Origin of the sequence: Paludibacterium purpuratum, assembly GCF_004363805.1 — a bacterium.
Lineage (GTDB): Bacteria > Pseudomonadota > Gammaproteobacteria > Burkholderiales > Chromobacteriaceae > Paludibacterium > Paludibacterium purpuratum.
This window is the reverse complement of record NZ_SNZP01000004.1, coordinates 234,419-251,409: the sequence shown is the minus strand read 5'-3', so window position 1 is coordinate 251,409 and position 16,991 is coordinate 234,419. Positions and strand designations below refer to the sequence as shown.

General features: G+C 61.1%; 21 protein-coding genes. 10 read left to right on the top strand and 11 right to left on the bottom strand.

Annotation, left to right across the window (positions count from 1 at the left end):
* Positions 1-27: 27 nt before the first annotated feature.
* Complete coding sequence (gene metW / locus DFP86_RS06635; protein WP_133679403.1) at positions 28-615, bottom strand: methionine biosynthesis protein MetW; 588 nt, start codon at positions 613-615, stop codon at positions 28-30.
* The gene (gene metX, locus DFP86_RS06630) at positions 612-1,754 is read right to left on the bottom strand and encodes a homoserine O-succinyltransferase MetX (RefSeq protein WP_133679401.1); all 1,143 of its coding nucleotides are present in this window, start codon (positions 1,752-1,754) and stop codon (positions 612-614) included. The genes metW and metX overlap by 4 nt, the downstream gene beginning before the upstream one ends.
* A 128-nt stretch (positions 1,755-1,882) precedes the next feature.
* On the opposite strand from metX, the gene DFP86_RS06625 reads away from it, so the two are divergent.
* From DFP86_RS06625 to DFP86_RS06610, 4 genes are all read left to right on the top strand, one after another.
* Positions 1,883-2,065: a protein MIGRI gene (locus DFP86_RS06625; protein ID WP_133679399.1), complete on the top strand. Its 183-nt coding sequence runs from the start codon at positions 1,883-1,885 to the stop codon at positions 2,063-2,065.
* A gap of 14 nt (positions 2,066-2,079) precedes the next feature.
* On the top strand, positions 2,080-2,997 hold the full coding sequence (mnmL, locus tag DFP86_RS06620) for a tRNA modification radical SAM protein MnmL/YtqA (RefSeq protein ID WP_133679397.1): 918 nt from the start codon (positions 2,080-2,082) through the stop codon (positions 2,995-2,997).
* A 64-nt stretch (positions 2,998-3,061) separates the two neighbouring features.
* Positions 3,062-3,979 (top strand): protein-methionine-sulfoxide reductase catalytic subunit MsrP, encoded by a 918-nt coding sequence (msrP, locus tag DFP86_RS06615; protein ID WP_133679395.1) that lies wholly within the window; start codon positions 3,062-3,064, stop codon positions 3,977-3,979.
* Positions 3,980-3,987: 8 nt separating this feature from the next.
* Positions 3,988-4,608, top strand: a complete 621-nt coding sequence (locus tag DFP86_RS06610) for a protein-methionine-sulfoxide reductase heme-binding subunit MsrQ (protein WP_133679393.1) — start codon at positions 3,988-3,990, stop codon at positions 4,606-4,608.
* Between the two features lie 62 nt (positions 4,609-4,670).
* Here DFP86_RS06610 and DFP86_RS06605 read toward each other — a convergent pair whose 3' ends face one another.
* Positions 4,671-5,093: an Hsp20/alpha crystallin family protein gene (locus DFP86_RS06605; RefSeq protein WP_133679391.1), complete on the bottom strand. Its 423-nt coding sequence runs from the start codon at positions 5,091-5,093 to the stop codon at positions 4,671-4,673.
* Positions 5,094-5,256: 163 nt separating this feature from the next.
* On the opposite strand from DFP86_RS06605, the gene ybaK reads away from it, so the two are divergent.
* Positions 5,257-5,733, top strand: a complete 477-nt coding sequence (ybaK, locus tag DFP86_RS06600) for a Cys-tRNA(Pro) deacylase (protein WP_133679389.1) — start codon at positions 5,257-5,259, stop codon at positions 5,731-5,733.
* Positions 5,734-5,763: 30 nt separating this feature from the next.
* Here the strand turns inward: ybaK and DFP86_RS06595 are convergent, their stop codons facing one another.
* Genes DFP86_RS06595 through DFP86_RS06580 form a run of 4 tightly spaced genes read right to left on the bottom strand, consistent with a single transcriptional unit; the run spans position 5,764 to position 8,837 of the window.
* Positions 5,764-7,128, bottom strand: coding sequence for a 4Fe-4S binding protein (locus DFP86_RS06595; protein WP_133679387.1), 1,365 nt, complete (start codon positions 7,126-7,128; stop codon positions 5,764-5,766).
* The gene (locus tag DFP86_RS06590) at positions 7,125-7,940 is read right to left on the bottom strand and encodes an FTR1 family iron permease (RefSeq protein ID WP_133679385.1); all 816 of its coding nucleotides are present in this window, start codon (positions 7,938-7,940) and stop codon (positions 7,125-7,127) included. Before DFP86_RS06590 ends, DFP86_RS06595 begins: the two co-directional genes overlap by 4 nt.
* Before the next feature lie 12 nt (positions 7,941-7,952).
* Complete coding sequence (locus tag DFP86_RS06585) at positions 7,953-8,279, bottom strand: cupredoxin domain-containing protein (protein ID WP_133679383.1); 327 nt, start codon at positions 8,277-8,279, stop codon at positions 7,953-7,955.
* 18 nt (positions 8,280-8,297) lie between these two features.
* Positions 8,298-8,837, bottom strand: coding sequence for an iron transporter (locus DFP86_RS06580; RefSeq protein ID WP_133679381.1), 540 nt, complete (start codon positions 8,835-8,837; stop codon positions 8,298-8,300).
* 176 nt (positions 8,838-9,013) lie between these two features.
* Between DFP86_RS06580 and arsC the strand changes: the two genes are divergently transcribed.
* The 5 genes from arsC (at position 9,014) to DFP86_RS06555 (ending at position 14,134) form a co-directional block, all read left to right on the top strand.
* A complete protein-coding gene (arsC, locus tag DFP86_RS06575) occupies positions 9,014-9,361 on the top strand; it encodes an arsenate reductase (glutaredoxin) (protein WP_133679379.1) in 348 nt (115 codons plus the stop codon).
* Positions 9,362-9,515: 154 nt separating this feature from the next.
* Positions 9,516-9,932 carry a MarR family transcriptional regulator gene (locus tag DFP86_RS06570; protein WP_243729326.1) on the top strand — a complete coding sequence of 139 codons (417 nt, stop codon included), beginning with the start codon at positions 9,516-9,518 and terminating at the stop codon, positions 9,930-9,932.
* A 78-nt stretch (positions 9,933-10,010) separates the two neighbouring features.
* Positions 10,011-11,429, top strand: a complete 1,419-nt coding sequence (locus tag DFP86_RS06565) for an efflux transporter outer membrane subunit (RefSeq protein ID WP_243729321.1) — start codon at positions 10,011-10,013, stop codon at positions 11,427-11,429.
* 13 nt (positions 11,430-11,442) lie between these two features.
* The gene (locus tag DFP86_RS06560) at positions 11,443-12,588 is read left to right on the top strand and encodes an HlyD/EmrA/EmrK family protein (RefSeq protein ID WP_133679375.1); all 1,146 of its coding nucleotides are present in this window, start codon (positions 11,443-11,445) and stop codon (positions 12,586-12,588) included.
* Between the two features lie 10 nt (positions 12,589-12,598).
* Positions 12,599-14,134 carry a DHA2 family efflux MFS transporter permease subunit gene (locus DFP86_RS06555; RefSeq protein ID WP_133679373.1) on the top strand — a complete coding sequence of 512 codons (1,536 nt, stop codon included), beginning with the start codon at positions 12,599-12,601 and terminating at the stop codon, positions 14,132-14,134.
* Positions 14,135-14,249: 115 nt separating this feature from the next.
* Here DFP86_RS06555 and DFP86_RS06550 read toward each other — a convergent pair whose 3' ends face one another.
* The 4 genes from DFP86_RS06550 to DFP86_RS06535 are packed head-to-tail and all read right to left on the bottom strand — an operon-like array spanning position 14,250 to position 16,904.
* On the bottom strand, positions 14,250-14,672 hold the full coding sequence (locus DFP86_RS06550; protein ID WP_279526892.1) for a type IV pilin protein: 423 nt from the start codon (positions 14,670-14,672) through the stop codon (positions 14,250-14,252).
* A complete protein-coding gene (locus DFP86_RS06545) occupies positions 14,669-15,979 on the bottom strand; it encodes a pilus assembly PilX family protein (protein ID WP_133679371.1) in 1,311 nt (436 codons plus the stop codon). Before DFP86_RS06545 ends, DFP86_RS06550 begins: the two co-directional genes overlap by 4 nt.
* Positions 15,976-16,344: a type IV pilus modification PilV family protein gene (locus tag DFP86_RS06540; RefSeq protein ID WP_133679369.1), complete on the bottom strand. Its 369-nt coding sequence runs from the start codon at positions 16,342-16,344 to the stop codon at positions 15,976-15,978. The genes DFP86_RS06545 and DFP86_RS06540 overlap by 4 nt, the downstream gene beginning before the upstream one ends.
* Positions 16,345-16,346: 2 nt before the next feature.
* Positions 16,347-16,904 (bottom strand): GspH/FimT family pseudopilin, encoded by a 558-nt coding sequence (locus tag DFP86_RS06535; protein ID WP_133679494.1) that lies wholly within the window; start codon positions 16,902-16,904, stop codon positions 16,347-16,349.
* Positions 16,905-16,991: the final 87 nt, after the last annotated feature.

The window sequence follows — 16,991 nt, the reverse complement described above, 5'->3', positions numbered from 1 at the left end:
ACTCAACACGACTTCCTTGCAAACGGGCTAGCGGCCAACACGGTAGAAAGCCAGACTCCCGAACAGATTGGGTAGAAAACCGACGCGCCGCTCGCCATCCATCACTACGCGCTCCAACAAGCGGATGCCGTTCTTGGCGCACAGAGCCTCGAAATCGCCCAGCATGCACCAGTGGATATTGGGCGTATCGTACCACTGATAAGGAATCGTCTCCGAGACCGGCATGCGCCCACGGAAAATCTGCCAGCGATTCTGCCAGTAGCCGAAATTGGGGAAAGTAACGATGGCCTCGCGCCCGACACGCAACATTTCCAGCAGGATTTCCTCGGTGTGATGCATGGCCTGGATAGTCTGCGACAGGATGACCAGATCGAAGCTACCGTCGGCGAAGTCGCTCAAGCCGGTTTCCAAGTCGCCCTGAATCGCCGACACACCGGCCTCGACGCAACGCGCCACATTCTCGACATCGATCTCGACGCCATACCCACGCGTTTGCCGATGCTGCTGCAGCCATGCCAACAGCGCGCCATCGCCACAGCCCAGGTCCAGTACGCGCGCGCCGGGACGCACCCAATCGGCGATCAGCCGCAGATCCGCTCTCAAGGTCGTATTCATGCCCGCACCTCCGCCGCCACGCCCGCAAGATAGCTGCGCATCAGCCGCACATAGGGCGGATCCAGCATCAGAAAGGCATCATGCCCATGCGTGGATTCGATTTCGCCGTAGCTCACCGGCCGGTCGGCGGCCACCAGAGCGCGCACCAATTCGCGCGAGCGTAGCGGCGAGAAGCGCCAGTCGGAAGTGAAGCTGGCCACCAGATAGCGGCTACGCGACCGGCGCAACGCCGCCACCAGGTCATCGTCGTATGACTTGGCCGGGTCGAAATAATCCAGAGCCTTGGTCATCAGCAGATAGGTATTGGCATCGAACATGTCGGAAAACTTATCACCCTGGTAGCGCAAATAGGACTCGATCTCGAATTCGACGTCGTAGCCGAACTTGAACTCGCCGGAGCGCAGCATGCGGCCAAACTTTTCTCCCATCCCATCATCGGACAAGTAGGTGATGTGGCCGAGCATGCGCGCCAGCCGCAGGCCGCGTCGCGGCACCACGCCGTGCGCGTAAAAGTCGCCGCCGTGAAACTCGGGATCGCTCAGGATCGCCTGGCGCGCGACGTCGTTGAAAGCGATGTTCTGGGCCGACAACTTGGGTGCAGAGGCGATCACCAGCGCATGCGCGACGCGCTCGGGAAAATCGATGCTCCATTGCAAGGCCTGCATACCGCCCAGACTCCCGCCGATTACCGCCGCCCAGCGATCGATGCCCAACCGGTCGGCCAGGCGCGCCTGGGCACAGACCCAGTCCGGCACGGTCATCAGCGGAAAGGTGGAGCCCCAGGGTTGCCCGGTCGCGGGGTTGAGGCTGGCGGGCCCGGAGCTGCCATGGCAGCCCCCCAGGTTATTGACGCCGACCACGAAGAAATATCGTGTGTCGATCGGCTTGCCCGGCCCGATCATGTTGTCCCACCAGCCGGCGGACTTGTCGTCGTCGGCATAACGACCGGCAACATGGTGATGGCCGGAGAGTGCGTGACAGATCAACACCGCGTTGCTTTTCGCGGCATTGAGTTCGCCATAGGTCTCGTATTTAAGGCAGTAGGGCGATAGTGCGACCCCGCAAGCCAACTCGAGTGGCGTGGAAAAATCTGCGCTTTGCGCAGTGACGATGCCGACTGATTGTTCAGTATTGGACATGAGACAGAGGCCCTATGTTGGTTTTGTCGGCGTCAAGGCATATTCCAAAGCAGTTTATAACGATATGAGCAACTTGCGCGAGGGGTGGGCGGCGCCGATAATCTGACTTCTCTGCCACGGAATGCCCCATGCTCGGACGACTCTTCAATCTGCTGCTCTTTATCGGTCTATCGACCGTGTTGGCACGCGCGCTGTTGAGTCCGGCGCAGCGTTCGGCGCTACACCGGCTGTTCCAGACCGTCGCCTGGGCATTGCTTGCCAGCTCGGCGATCCTGGTCGCGCTAAGCCTGACCCGTGTCATCGGCCCCTGATTCGTTTCTGATCCATGGATATTTCTCGTTTCGTACATACTTTCGGCCGCTATCTCAAGGACCGCTTCGGCGAACGCGTGCACAAGCTATCGCTGGCCGGCGACTTCACCTGCCCCAATCGAGACGGCACCCTTGGCAAGGGTGGCTGCACCTTCTGCAATGTGCGCAGCTTCGGTCGCGCCGCCGGCCAATTGTCCATCGGCGAACAAATCGGACAAGAAAAAGGCAAGACGGATCGCGCCAAGCGCTACCTCGCCTATTTCCAGGCCTATACCAGCACCTACGCCGAAGTGGAAACACTGCGCCGCGCCTATGAGGAAGCATTGGCACAGAGCGACATCGTCGGCCTATGCGTCGGTACGCGACCGGACTGCGTACCGGATGCGGTGCTCGATTTGCTGGCGGGCTACCGGGAGCAAGGCTTGGAAGTCTGGCTGGAACTGGGGCTGCAAAGTGCCCATGAGCGGACGCTCGCGGCCATCAACCGAGGCCACGGCTTGGCGGCCTACCGCGATGCCGTGGCACGTAGCCGGGCGCGGGGACTGAATCTTTGCACTCACTTGATCGTCGGCTTGCCGGGCGAAACGCCGGCGATGATGCACGACACGCTGGCGCAGGTGCTGGACTTGGGCGTCGAGGGACTGAAGCTGCATCCGTTGATGATCGTGAAAGGCAGCCGTATGGCGGCACAATTCCGCCGCGGCGAGATTGCCCCGCTGCCACTGGCCGAGTACGCCGAGCTGGCCGCCGAACTGATTCGCCACACCCCGCCCGAGGTGGTCTATCACCGCGTCTCGGCCACCGCGCAATTTCCGACGCTGATCGCGCCGGACTGGTGCGCACCGCGCTGGTCCGGCATGCAAGCCATCGCCGACCGGCTGGCCAAAGTGGGGCCGCAGGGCAGCGCGATCGGCCACGCCTGGGTGGCATGAGAATCATTTCCCGTCTAGTGTCAGATTGACGGACTTGGTCCGCCCCCTCTTCGGGAGACACACCATGCTGATTCGCAAACCGTCGGATATCGCGCCCTCCGAGATCACCCCGCTGCAGCACTACCTGGATCGGCGCAAGTTCATGATGGCTGGCGCCGCCGGGCTACTGATGGCCAGCGATGCTTTCGCCGCCCTGTCGTTCAAGAAAGGGACCAGCGTCCTCGCCGCCAACGACAAGCCAAACAGCCTGCGCGACATCACGCACTACAACAATTACTACGAATTCGGCAGCGGCAAATCCGACCCATCGGAAAACGCCGGCGTACTCAAAACCCATCCATGGAGCATCGTGGTGGATGGCGCGGTGGAGAAAGCGCGCACCTTCGACATCGATACGCTGCTGCGTCTACCGTTGGAGGAGCGCATTTACCGCCACCGCTGCGTCGAGGGTTGGTCGATGGTGATCCCTTGGGTCGGTTTCCCACTCGCCGCCTTGCTCAAGCAGATGAAGCTGACCGCCAAAGCGCGCTATGTGGCCTTTGAAACGCTCAACCGCCCGAGCGAAATGCCCGGCATGGCCGAAGGGCTGCTCGCCTGGCCATATCGCGAAGGACTGCGTATCGACGAAGCCATGCATCCGCTGACATTATTGGCGGTCGGACTGTACGGCAACGTGCTGCCGAACCAAAATGGCGCGCCGATCCGCCTGGTCGTTCCGTGGAAATACGGTTTCAAGAGTATCAAGGCCATCGTTCGCATCCACCTGACCGATACTCAGCCGCAAACCAGTTGGAACTTGGCCACTCCAAATGAGTACGGTTTCTATTCCAATGTCAACCCAACGGTCGACCATCCGCGCTGGAGCCAAGCGAACGAGCGGCGCATCGGCGAATTTCTGCGCCGGCCGACCCAGATGTTCAATGGCTATGGCAGCCAGGTGGCTTCGCTCTACCAGGGCATGGATCTGCGCAAAAATTTCTAGGATCGGCAATGGAACGTCGTCTCCCCCCTCCGCAGCCGGCACTAAGCCGGATCAAGGCACTGCTGTTCGTGCTGGCGCTCATCCCTTTCGTGCGCACCATCCTGATCGTGCTGAGCGGCGACGCGATCGACCCGGTGGCGTTCATGACCCACGCCACCGGCGACTGGATACTGATCTTCTTGATGCTGACCCTGGCCGTGACGCCGCTGCGTCGTCTGGGTTTCCCGTCCGCAATCGTGCGCCTGCGCCGCATGTTGGGCCTGTTCGCCTTTTTCTACGCTACCTTGCACTTCTCGATCTATTTGGTACTGGACAAGTTTTTCGATCCCGTCGCCATCGCTCATGACGTGGTCAAACGACCATTCATCACAGTGGGGTTCACCGCACTCGTCATGATGACGCCATTGGCCATCACCTCGACCGATGGTTGGATGCGTCGCCTGAAGCGTAACTGGGGCCGACTGCACCGCGCGATCTATGCCGTTGCGATATTCGGTGTGCTGCACTATTGGTGGTTGGTCAAACGCGACCTGCGCCAACCCATTCTGTTCGCCGCTATCCTGGCCGTGTTGCTCGGCCTGCGCCTCTTTTGGTCCTTTCGCCAACGTTATCAGGTGCGCCAGACCTAGGATCGATGCACACAAAAATGCCGCGCATCGATTAGCGCGGCATGGCGGGGATCGGGTGACGCTTACTTGACGGCGATGCGTCGGCTGCTGGCTTTATCGCGTTTGGGCAGTACCAACTCCAGAATACCGTCCTTGAATTCGGCCTGGGCGCCGCCTTCGTCGATATCCTGCGTCAATTGAAAACTGCGCGAGATTTGACCGAAATAGCGCTCGGCGCGCAACACTTTTTCCCCATCCCGGGTTTCGGACTGATGCTTGACCTCTGCAGTCAGCGAAACACGGTTGCCATCCACTTGCACATGGATGTCCTCTTTCTTCACCCCGGGCATTTCGGCATGCACCGTATAGGCTTTCTCGTCCTCTTTGACGTCCAGCCTGATGCTGGCGCCCAACTCGGACTCCAAAGACAGAGGGCGCACGAAAAAGCCTTTCAGCATATCGTCGAACAAGGGCTCAAGGCCGGAACGACGTCTCAGTTGATTCATGACTGCGCTCCTTTCTCTATGACGGGGAACGGCCCCGTCGCTGCATTCTGTTAGATAAGTGCGTTTTTTACGGCATCAAGGCAGCAAATCGCCGCTTTTTGATGATGATCAATCGCTTCAAGTTGCCGTAAAATGTCGAATAATTTGGTTTTACGAGAGCGTCATGAGCAAAGCACCGGTTACCCAAGCGATCCGCGTCCTGCGCGAGCATCAGGTCACCTTTACCGAGCACTTGTACAAATACGAGGAGCGCGGCGGCACCACGGTATCCGCGCGCGAACTGGGTGTCGACGAACACTGCGTGATCAAGACGCTGATCATGGAAGATGAAAATCGCAAACCGCTGATCGTGCTGATGCACGGCGACAAAGAAGTGTCGACGCGCAATCTGGCGCGGCAGATCGGCGCCAAGCACGTCGAGCCCTGCGATCCGAAAACCGCCGACAAACACAGCGGCTACATGGTCGGCGGTACCAGCCCGTTCGGCACCCGCCACATCATGCCGGTTTATATGGAAGCCGGCATCGCTATGCTGCCCCGCATCTACATCAATGGCGGTAAACGCGGCTTTCTGATCGGGCTCGAACCCGAGGCACTGTTGAAGGTATTGAAGCCGGTGAGCGTCGAAGTAGCCGTGTAGGATGCGTTCGCAAAGCAACGCATCCCCCCGTTAAGCCCACCACATCAACCACCACGATGCATCCACCCAGGCGAGCGCCAGAATCAACGGCGGCATGGCCACGACACGGCGGCCCTGCCAACCGCCGACAATGCGCCAGCCGAGATTCAGACTCCAGAGCGTGGCACCGGCCAAGAGCCCGACACGCAGCGGCATCACCCACCACAGCGCCACGCCTTCGACCTTGAGCAGAGTCACGGTCAGCGCCGACAAGCCCAGGAAGACCCCGCACCCGGCCAAAGGAATCAGACTTTGCGCCAGATGATGGAAACGTTGCGGCCGCCAGGGCCCAGCCAGCCGCACCGACGCCGCCAGCAACAGCCCGAGTACGGTGCCCATCAACAGCGCAGCGCCCAGGATGTAGCCGATCAATACCGCGCCATCCAGCCAGCTGAAGCTGTCGTTCACTTCCGGATAGTGCGTCAACAACCACCATGGCGCGCCGTCATCCAACGGCCAGAGGATGCTATGGTTGGCAAGCCAGTCGGCCAACCATAGCTTGACGGCGACGAACACATCGCTGCCGGTCCAATGGAACGCGCCAATAGCGATACCGAGCAGACCATAGAGAATCAGCGCGCTTTGCCAGCCGCCGCTATCCTTGGCCGCCTGTACAACCACCTCCTCGCCCCAGGGGCGCGACGCTAGCGAGATCGCCTCGCGGTGCCCACTGCAGCGGCCACACATATGGCAACCGCTATTGCCTTTCATGTGACGTAGCGGCATCAGCGGCGCGCAATCGACCGAACGAATCGGGATCACCGCTGCGCTCGAGGTCTTCCAAGCGATCTCATCGACGCGGTAATGCAATGGGGAAAGTTTGGACAGCAAGGCGAACACCCCGTTGACCGGGCACAGGTGTCGGCACCAGGCGCGCTTGCCACGGGTATAGACAAAACCGACCGCAACAGCGGCCACAGTCGAACCGCCCAGCACCAGCAGTACCGCGCGCGGATACTGGTAGACGCTGACCATCTGGCCGTAAACCGTGGTCATGGCAAAAGCGACGAACGGCCAGCCGCCCCAACGCATCCAACGGGGGATCGCCCGGCCGAGACCGCGCCGCGCCGCCCACTCCGACATGGCGCCCTCCGGACACAGCACACCGCACCAGAGCCGTCCGAACAACACCATGCTGAGCAACACGAACGGCCACCAGATCCCCCAAAACACGAATTGGGCGAACAGCGTCAGATTATTGAGAATGCGTGCACTATCGCCCGGCAACGGCAAGCAGGCGGGCACGATCAGCAGGAAGCCGTAAACCAGCACCACCAACCACTGCAAAAGGCGGATCAGCCGCGCGTGATCGCGCAGCCAATCGCCGGTTCGGATCAGAAATGACTGCATCATCATGCTTGGCGGCGACGCCCCTGACGCATCGTGCCCCAAATGGTCAACCAGAACAGGCCGTAGGCAATCAGACTGGTCAGGGCCGGATGAGCCCGGTAGCCGGTCAGCGCTGCCAGTACTCCCCCCGCCGGCGTACTGTCATCGATCAGGCGCGAGCTGTCCCATACCGGATCGAGCAAGGGCGGCAACCAATTCAGGGAAATCATTTTCTCGACGCCGCTGACGAATAGCGAGGCGGCCAGCAACAGCAGCATGACTTCGGTCACGCGGAAGAAAACACGCCAGGACAGCAGCTTGCTGCCCAGTTGCAGCACGCCGTACATCGCCAGCGCCAGCGCGAAGCCGGCAAGGCCAGCCAACGCCAACGCAGCAAAAGAGCCCTTGTCCGCCGCCGACAGCGTGCCATAGAGGAACACCACCGTCTCGCTACCCTCGCGACCGACCGCCAACGCAGCCAGGATCAATACGCCCCACCAGTTCTCGCGCTCGGCCTGGGCCGAGAGCCCGCTTTCGATATCGCGCTTGAGCGTACGCCCATGGCGGCGCATCCATAGCACCATCTGTACGATCAGCACCGACGCCACCAGCACCATCCCGAGCTGGAACAGGTCCTGCTTGTCGGCCAGAACCTCACTGGCGGCAAACAGACCGATCGCCAGCATCAAGGCCAACGCGAGCCCGGTTAGCACGCCGCCCCACAAGAACAGCCGGCCGCGCACGGCCGACGGATTTTGCCGCAACCATGCATTGAGGATGCCGACCACCAACATGGCTTCGATACTCTCGCGCCAGACAATGAACAATACCTGTCCCATCGACTTCTCCCGCTACTTCGCCACGATCACGCCCTGCGCACTGGCGTGAAATTCGTCATAAAACCGGTATTCCCCCGGCGACAACGACTGGAACACCACGAAGCTCTCCACGCCGGGCGCCAGCACCTTCTCCTTGCGCAACTGCAGGCTCTCGAACTCGGCCGGGCTCTTGCCCTTGTTGACCACCTCGATCTTGAAGCGCGTATTGGCCGGCACCTCGATGCGCGTGTGCGACAACTTGCCGTCGTTCATTTCCAGCCGGAAGGTCGGCATATCGGCCGCCATGGCCACAAGCGGCAGCGACATCAGCGCCGCCGCGACAACCCGTTTGCATTTCATGTTCTATCCTCGAGGCGCTTAGTAGCCGCCCTTCTTGCCGATTCCGGCGTAGGTGAAGGTGTAATTGACGTCAAACGGCTTGAACCACGGCGCAACACCGGTTTCCTTATCGGTGTGGCGGCCGAAGTGGCTGTCCGCACCCGCATTGGGGGCCAGGATGGTGTATTTGAGCTTGTACTGGCCGGGTCCCATCAGCTTGACGTTGTCGCCGTAGTGCGGGCCATCGTTGGCCACCATCGGCATGAATACCCCCTTGAGCGTCTTGCCGCCGACCTTGGTCAGTTCGTAACGGATGGTCAGATACGGCACCCATTCGCCCTCGCCGAAGCCATTGGTATTGCCCTTGGCGGCATGAATGTCGGCCTCCAAATGCACGTCCGATTTCTCGGCCGCCAGCATCATCCCTTCCGGCTCCATCTTCACCGGTTGCAAATAGACCGCGCCGATTTCCATGTGGTTGACCACTTGCGGCTTGCCAACCGGGTATTCTTTGGCCAACACCGGCAGCGAAAGGGAAAGTGCCGCCAGAGCGACAACCGAACGGATCGTGACTTGCATACGGGCTCCTCGAAATGGAGAAATAGTCAAAATGATATTGAGAACCATTCTCACACACCTTTTGTCCGATCGCAAGAAATTGGGCCGCTCCTGTGGAAAAATTGACATAAAAAATGCGTAAGAAATAGTGATATGCTGAACACAAGCCAATACCAATGCACACCACGAGAAACCGCATGATCCGTTTTTATCACAACCCACGCTGCTCCAAATCGCGTGAAGCGCTGCATCTGTTGCAAGCGCGCGGTGTCGAGCTAGAAGTCATCGACTACCTGAAACACCCGCCGAGCGAAGAAGAGCTGGAGCAGTTGCTGACGCTGCTGGATCTAGATGCGCGCGAACTGCTGCGACAGAAAGAACCGGAATTCGAGACACTGCACTTGGCGGACGTGACCTTGGAACGCAAGCATCTCATCCGTGTCATGGCCGCGCATCCGCGCCTGATCGAGCGTCCGATCGCAGTCGGTGCCCAACGCGCGGTGATCGGCCGGCCTCCCGAGAAAGTCCTCAGCCTGCTGCCGTAAGCTCAGCGAACGATTGCCCGATCCGCTAATAGTTGCTTGACACATAGTAACGTCCGTTACTATCATGTTATGCATGAATCGCTCATTCCAACAAGTTGAACAAGCCATCGATGCCGTCGGGCAACGGATGCCCGGCTCCTCAGCACAGCACGAAGTGCTGTTGAACCGGCTGCTGTGCCATGTGGCAACGCGCTTAGCCTGTCACCTGAATGAGGCGCTGCGCCCGCACGGCATCAACGATACCCTGTGGATCGCGCTGATCGCGCTGTACGCTCGCCCGAACCAGACGCTTTATCCGTCCGAAATCAGCGATGCGCTCGACTTTTCGCGCACCAACGCGACACGCGTCTCGGACGAACTGGTCAAAAACGGCTGGGTCGAGCGCGAGGTCTGCATCGAAGATCGCCGCAAGGTGCGACTGAAGCTCACCGCGAAAGGCGAGCAGTTCGTGGAAAGCTTGATTCCGGAAGCCCGCCGCCACATGCAAGTGCAATGGCAGGACTTCAACAAAGAAGAGAAAAATCAGTTTGAGTTCTTAATGCGAAAGCTGTTAACCGCACTTGGCGGCTAATCATTTTGCATTTACTCTAATAGTCACCATGGTTACTATATTGTGACTAATTATTAGAAACCAAATGGAGATCCAACGGTGAATCGACACCCATGGCAGCAGGGAATCAGCCTGCTGGTTTTGACCTCTCTGCTGAGCGCATGCGCCAGCTTCGGGCCAGAGCGCACACCGTCCACGCCGCTAAACGCGCAGCAACTTGCCCTGTCCGAAGACACAAGCCAAGCACCGCAAGCAGGCTGGTGGCGCCAATTACACGATGATCAGCTCAACGCGCTGATCGACCAAGCCCTGGCGCACTCCCCCTCGCTGAAACTGGCGGCAGACCGCCTCGGCGAGGCCCGCGCCGCCGTCGGCTTGAACGAAAGCACGCTCGGCCCGCAAGTCAACTTGAACGCTGTCAAAGACCGACAGCTTTACTCGGTCAACGGCCTATTCCCGCCACCGATCGGCGGCAACTACTACAACTCGTACACCTTGTCGTTGAATGCCGCCTGGGAGCTGGATTTCTGGGGTAAGAACCGCGCCCGGGTCAAAGCAGCCCTGGGTCAGGCTCGCGCCGCGGCCTACGAAGGCCAGCAAGCACAATTGGCGTTAACGCAAGCCGTCATCGGACAATACACCGCCTTGCAGCGCGAGTTCGCCCAGATCCGCGTCAACCAGTCCCGCATCCAATTGGCGCAGACTCGGTTGTTGTTGATGCGCGCCCGCGTCAGCGCCGGTCTGCTCAGCGCCGACAATCTACACACTGTCGAACAGGGTATTGCCGGCCTGCAAGCACAGAATGCCGGCATCCAGGGCGATATTCAGCGCACGCGCCATGCCCTCGCCGCCCTGACCGGCCAGAACCCGTCGGCACTGGACAACCTGACCCCGCATGCACTCGGCGATGCGCCATCGGTCAATGAAGCCCGGCTGACCGCCGACTTACTCGGCCGGCGCCCCGATATCGCCAGCCAGCGCGAACAAGTCGCCTCGATGGAAGAAAACATCAAGGTGGCCCGCGCCCAGTTCTATCCCGATGTCAGCATCAGCGGTCTGATCGGTCTCAATTCGCTGGAGTACGGCAAGTTATTTCAAAGCAACTCGAAGATTGTCGACTTCCAGCCGGCCATCTCGCTGCCGATCTTCCACTCGGGCCAATTGCGCGCCAACTTACGCGTCGAACAAGCGCGCTATGACCAGGCGGTCGACAGCTACAACCAGGCTGTGCTCAATGGATTGAAGGAAGCGGCCGATGCACTGACGGGCCAACAACAGGCCAATACCCAGCTGGCCGATAGCCGTCGAGGTTTCGACGCCAGCCGCAAGCTCGCCAACGCCATGCTGCTGCGCTTGAAGGCCGGCATGGTCGGCAAACTCGAAGTCCTCGACAGTCAGGACAATCAACTGGCGGAAGAAGGTGCGCATCTGGACGCACAGGCCGCGGCCCGTCTGGCCTGGGCCAACCTGAATACCGCCATGGGCGGCGGAATGACCGCCAACCCCGCCACCCGTTAAGGATTGAAACAAGATGGATGCACAACAGAAAAAAGCTCAAGCCCGTAAACGCAATCTGATCGCCGCCTCCGGCATCTTCGCCGCCATCGCCATTGCCTACGGCATCTACTGGGGCACCGTGCTGCGCTACGAAGAAAGTACCGACGACGCCTATGTCTCCGGTCACATGATGCAGCTCACGCCGGAAATCGGCGGGACAGTGGTCAAGATCAGCAGTGAAGATACCGATCGCGTCGTTGCCGGACAGACGGTCGTGCAATTGGATGTCAACGATGCTCAGATCAACTTCGACAAGGCGCGGCAGAATTTCATCCTGGCGGTGCGCGAAACGCGCCAGTTGATGACCAACTCGCGCCAACTGGCCGCTCAGATCGCCGCACGCAAGGCCGACCTGTCCCGTGCTCAGGATGACCTGAAGCGCCGCCAAACCCTGGCCGGCACCGAAGCCATCTCGCCGGAGGAGCTGGCCCATGCCCGCGACGCCGCAGCCGCCGCGCAGGCCGCATTGGATGCCAGCATTCAGCAACAACAAGGCACAAACGACTTGCTTGGCGCCGACCGCATCGAACAGCAGCCCAAGGTACAGGCAGCGGCCACCGCACTACGAGAAGCCTGGCTCGCGCTTGCCCGCACCCAGGTGAAGGCCCCGGTCGCCGGGTTCATTGCCCGTCGCAACATTCAACTGGGTCAGCGCGTGTCCGCCGGTTCGCCGTTGATGGCCATCGTGCCGCTGGAGAATGTCTGGGTCGATGCCAACTTCAAGGAAGTGCAGCTGGAAAAAATTCGCATCGGCCAGTCGGTCGAACTGACCTCGGATCTGTACGGTGGCGGTTTCACTTACCACGGTAAGGTTGCCGGTTTGTCGGCGGGCACGGGTAGCGCCTTCTCGCTGTTGCCGGCACAAAACGCCACCGGCAACTGGATCAAGGTGGTTCAGCGGGTACCGGTTCGCATCGCGCTCGATCCGAAGGAACTACGCGAGCACCCGCTGCGTGTCGGCCTGTCGATGAACGTCGAGGTCTCGACGCGCAATCAGTCCGGTCCGATCCTGCCGGAAACGCCGGCCCCCGCCTCGGCGCAAGAAACACATGTGCTGACGCCGGATCTGAAACAGGCCGACGCGTTGATCAAGCAACTGCTCGCGGCCAACGCCCAGTAAGGAGACGGCCATGCCGAATCCCCCACTGACCGGCGCCCGCCTGTTCTGGATCACCCTGGCGATGTCGCTGGCGACCTTCATGCAAGTGCTGGACACCACCATCGCCAACGTGGCCTTGCCGACCATTTCGGGTAACCTCGGCGCAGCCACGTCGCAGGGTACCTGGGTGATCACCTCGTTCGGGGTGGCCAACGCCATCTCGATCCCGCTGACCGGCTGGTTGGCCAAGCGCTTTGGCGAGGTCAAACTGTTTCTGGCTTCGACCACGCTGTTCGTGATTACCTCATGGTTATGCGGCATCTCGGGCAGTCTGAACATGCTGATTTTCTTCCGCGTGCTGCAAGGCGCGGTGGCCGGCCCGATGATTCCGCTGTCGCAAAGCCTATTGCTGGCCTGCTATCCCAACGAGAAGAAGGGCATGGCGCTGGCATTGTGGTCGATGACCGTGATCGTCGCGCCGATCTTCGGCCCGATTCTCGGCGGGATGATCAGCGACAACTGGCACTGGGGCTGGATCTTCTTCATCAATATCCCGGTGGGCGCCTTCGCCATCTGGGTCTCGTGGCGCCAATTGCACGACCGCGAAACCCCGACCCTGGCACTGCCCATCGATCGCATGGGCCTGATACTGCTAGCACTTGGGGTCGGTTGTCTTCAGGTGATGCTGGATCGGGGCAAGGAGCTCGACTGGTTCCACTCCAACGAGGTCGTCATCCTGGGCGTGGTTGCCGTGGTGGCACTGACTTTCCTGGTGATCTGGGAGTTGACCGAAGAACATCCGATCGTCGATCTATCGTTGTTCAAGGCACGTAATTTCACCGTGGGCGTCACCGGCATCTCCATCGGTTACCTGATCTACTTCGGCACCATCGTACTGTTGCCGCTGGTACTGCAGACGCAGATGGGCTATACCGCCACCTCGGCCGGCCTGGCCGCGGCGCCGATCGGCATTTTGCCGGTGATCCTGTCGCCGGTGATCGGCAAGAACGCTCACCGCGTCGATATGCGCTGGCTGGTGACGCTGAGTTTCGCGGTCTATGCCGGATGTTTCTTCTGGCGCAGCACTTTCGCGCCCAATATGGATTTCGGCTACGTGGTATGGCCGCAGTTCATCCAGGGTATCGGCGTCGCCTGCTTCTTCATGCCGCTCACCACCATCTCGCTCGCTGGCCTGCGTCCGGATCAGATCGCCAGCGCCTCGAGCCTGTCGAACTTCCTGCGCGTGTTGGGCGGTAGTATCGGCGCCTCGATCACCACCACGCTGTGGGATCGGCGCGAGGCAGCGCACCACGAGATATTGACCCAGCACATCAGCGTATTCGATCAGGCCGCCAATCAATGGTTTGGCTGGCTCGGCAACCTCGGGCTGTCTCAACCGCAGCAAGCGGCGCTGACCGCGCAGGAAATCACCCGCCAGGGCTACCTGTTGGGATCGAACGAGGTCTTCTGGTTTTCCGGCTGGCTGTTCATCGCCTTGATGGTGGTGGTGTGGTTCGCCAAACCGCCGTTCCGACCGGGCGGGGCAGACAGTAGCGGAGCCCATTGATCAGACTCACGAGAGAGAGCGATCGACGGCAGGGAGGTATTCCCTGCCGTTTTTTTATGCCGCGCACAACCGGCAGGCCGGCAGCGAATTTTTAGCGTACTGCGTCTTGCACGGCTCAAGGAGCGCACGTCTCGCGCCCGCCGCCGTCGCGACCGCAGGTCACGATCAGCCCGTCCTGATCCATCATCAAATATTCGCTGCCCAGCCACCGGTATCTGGGCTTGGCCACCAGGCGGTAGCGGCCACGGGTATTTTCGGTCTGCGCGGTATAGCCGATGAGATAATACCCGGTACTGGTCACAGCCAGCGGCAACCAGGCTTGCCCCTTTGCGGACGGACGCGAGTATTGAGCCCGCAGGCCATAGCGCCGCTCGAGATGGCGCGCATTGTGCATCAACGCCAACTTCGCCTCTGCCTGGCGCGCCCGGATGATCTGCAAGCGCCAGACATTGCCGAGCGAAAGCGCCAGCATCGACACCAGCATCAGCACCACCAACAGTTCGAGCAGCGTCATCCCCCGAGCCTGCCGGTACCTCACAACATTCTCCAGCTCAGCCGCTGTCCATCGCCTTGCGCCCAATAGTAGCTTTGCAGCGTGACGCGACTACGCACGGTTCTGCCCCAAGCCCGCACAGTGATGCGATACAAACCGGCGCCGCGATAGTCTTGATCCAAAAGTTCGACGATATAGCAAGGATCCGGGTCGATCGGCCCGTCCTTCGGATCCGGTCGGCAAACGCGTCCGTGGCCAACTGGGCGGCGGCCCACCTGCCACACCGGTAAAGCGACAGGACGGCAGACCGGCAGCCGACAAGGCGACAGCACACCGTCGCCGGTACCGCGCAGCCAAGCCGGTAGCGCCTGCCGCTCGCCGGAACGGGGGGGTGAACACAAACCGCTACGCCAATTCGGCGGCGCAGCGGCATGTTGGCATGACGGCCGAAACCAATCGGCATGTCCTGGCGCCCGTGCCAGCCCCCAAACCTGCCGCTCGGCCTGACGTAAAGCGAACTCGGCGCGAAACAACGCCTGAGTCCATTGCCGTTCGTGCAGTACCTGGCGGCCATCGTCGAGCAACAGCCGTTGGCCGCTGGAGAGCAGCATCAATCCGGCCAGCATCAGCACCCATACCGTCACCATGGCCATGCCACGCTGGCGTCGCGCAATCGCCAATTGCCGCGGGACAGTCGCGGAACCCGGCGGCGTCAGCTCAAGCCGCCATAACCCATCGGCAGGCGATGCCACGCGCAAGCCGACCAGCGGCAGCAGCGGCTGTTCATCGCGTAGCAGCCACCCCGCCGCCTGGCGATATCGACGCACCACCAACGGCCCCAGTTCCAGCGACGGCAGGTGGTGGCCTCCCTGGCCGCCAAGCGCCGGCCGCCCGGATGGCATCAGATCCAGTCGACCGAATTCGCCGGCATCATGCAAGGTGAAATCCACGCCGGCCTGTAGTCTGTCGAGCCTGGCGCAGCTAGATAGTAGTAACGTCCGCGGTTCGCCCTCATCCGGGCTCAGACGTCGGAACAGCAGGCGAGCCAGCCGACCGGCCCCATCCTGCTCAACCTCGACGAGCTGCCAAGCGCTGCTGCCCCAGGAGAGGTGCACCGAGGCATCGTCAACGTATTCGACGGGCCAGGACTGACAACCCGCCTGTCCGTCCGATCGCAAATCGCGCGCCAGTTGGAACAGCGCCATGCGCATGGCCTGTTGGCCATCCGCCGCCCGCCGCAACGACTGCAGTCCGGCTCGCAGCGCCTCGTAGCGCGATAACGCCATCAGCAAGCAACTGCACCCCAACAGCATGGCGAGCAAAAGCCCCGGCAGCGAGAATCCCCGCATCATGGCAGCGGCACCAGCAAGTCGAAGTGTTGCCAGTGCATATAACAACCCGTCGTCTGCAGCCGCAGACTATGGGCCGATGGCGCTTGCGCCCTCTCAAGGCTCAGCTTGAACGACAGGGCACCGCACTCCCCGACTTGCTGCGCCTGTTGCGCCTGCTGCGCCAAGCGGCTGCCGTCGCGCGAATCGGTCTGCAACAGCGATTCGGCCAGGTTGCTGGTCTGCCAGAGCATCCGCGACCGATAGGCATTCTCCACCAAAGCGCGGCCGACCTGACCCGGCAATACCGTCATGGGCGTCAGGCCGATGCTCAGTGCCAGCAGAGCCATCAGGCTGTCGAGCAGCGCCATGCCTCGTTGACTGCGCATGCTCAGGCACACCCCGGACAATGATCGCCACGGCACCAGAGCCGTCGATAGCCCGCCGCATCGGCCGACACGGACTGACACGCGCCGCCGTTCGGGTCGCGCAGCACGAAGTTCGGCGCCACCCCGCCCGCATAACGCCCATCGGCCAACACGGTGTAGCGTACGGCGCTTGCGCTGAGCCGAATGCCCGGCAATACGGCGTAATCACGTAAATCCTCATCCCGGTCGTACTGCTGGTGCGTCATGCCGGGTCGGTCGGCGAACAGCAACACCCCCTGTCGCCAGTGGTCAGCCGCCCTGTCGATCTGGCCGGGTACCGCTTGCCGACAGTCGAGCAAGCGCTGATTGCGTCGCATCCACAAACCGCATATCTGCACCGGCCGCCCGCTGTACAACGCTTCGCTACGCGCCTGCCCCAAGGCACTCCACAATTGCCAGGCACTGGCTTCCATCCGAACGCCACCGCTCAATTTGCCGAGTGCCGAACTGGCACTGACCATCATCAGCATCATCAGCGACAACACCAACAACATCTCGATTAAAGTAAAACCCCGTTCCATATCCACCTCCGCGCTAGTCACCGGCAGACTAAAGTGGCGGCAGGCGGGCCGCTAGCGGAATGCCGGCGGCGAGCGCAGGATGCGCAA